Here is a 1,296-nt window from a genome sequence, read left to right on the forward strand (position 1 = left end):
AAGACGGCGACATTGTCGGCGTCAGCTGGGGAACCACCATGTATCAAATCGCGCAAAACATGCAGCCGAAGCAGGTAAAAGGCGTCGAGGTCGTCCAGCTAAAAGGCGGCATCAGCCATTCCCGGGTAAACACGTATTCGGCTGAAACGATTCAGCTGTTTGCGGAGGCTTTTCAAACGATGCCGCGCTATCTCCCACTTCCCGTCGTGTTTGATAATGCGGATGTGAAGCGAATGGTGGAGAAAGACCGTCATATTGAGCGGATCATCGAGATGGGAAAGCAGGCGAATATCGCTCTTTTTACGGTGGGGACTGTCCGTGACGAAGCGCTGTTGTTCCGGCTCGGATAGTTTAACGAAGAAGAGAAAGCCCTGCTGAAAAAACAGGCCGTCGGGGATATTTGTTCACGCTTTTTTGATGCGAAAGGGAATATTTGCAGCAGCGCCATCAATGACCGGACCATCGGTGTTGAGCTTCAAGACCTTAGACTGAAGGAACGCTCCATTTTAGTTGCCGGCGGAAGCAGAAAAGTATCTTCCATTCACGGAGCATTAACCGGAAAATATGCCAACGTTTTAATCATTGACCAGCATACCGCGAGGGCGCTTGTTAATGATTTGTGACACGCTCAAACCTTTCGTTGAACAAAATTTCAATTACCAATTTACATATGTTCAAAAGTCGGTTATGCTAAAAAATATCTTAACAAAAAAGGAAGTGTGCGAAGGATGTCATTAGCCAACATAATTGATCATACAGCTTTGAAACCGCATACACAAAAAGCGGACATTCTAAAACTAATTGAAGAAGCGAAAACATACAAATTTGCTTCAGTATGTGTCAATCCGACATGGGTGGAGCTTGCTGCAAAAGAGCTTAAGGGAACTGGAGTCGACGTTTGTACGGTCATCGGCTTCCCGCTCGGTGCCAATACAACTGAAACAAAAGCGTTCGAAACAAAAGACGCCATTTCAAAAGGCGCCACTGAAGTGGATATGGTCATTAATATTGCCGCTTTAAAAGACAAGGAAGACGATGTGGTGGAAGCTGATATCCGCGGTGTAGTGGAAGCTGCAGCCGGAAAAGCGCTTGTCAAAGTCATTATCGAAACGTGCCTTCTGACTGATGAAGAAAAAGAACGTGCATGCCGTTTAGCGGTGTCTGCGGGAGCGGATTTCGTAAAAACATCAACAGGCTTTTCTACAGGCGGCGCAACGAAGGAAGATATCGCCTTAATGCGCAAAACAGTGGGACCTGATATCGGCGTGAAAGCATCTGGCGGCGTCAGAACGAAAG

1 protein-coding gene and 1 pseudogene are annotated in these 1,296 nt (G+C 46.9%); both read left to right on the forward strand.

Annotated features, from left to right (window positions below; genetic code table 11):
* A pseudogene (gene deoR / locus ACWHAR_RS21755) lies at positions 1 to 623 on the forward strand (DNA-binding transcriptional repressor DeoR); the annotation flags it as partial.
* A gap of 105 nt (positions 624 to 728) precedes the next feature.
* Positions 729 to 1,296 (forward strand): deoxyribose-phosphate aldolase (deoC, locus tag ACWHAR_RS21760; protein ID WP_452087800.1); only part of this gene is annotated, 568 nt, incomplete at its 3' end.

Source organism: Bacillus sp. LR--39 (assembly GCF_053613335.1).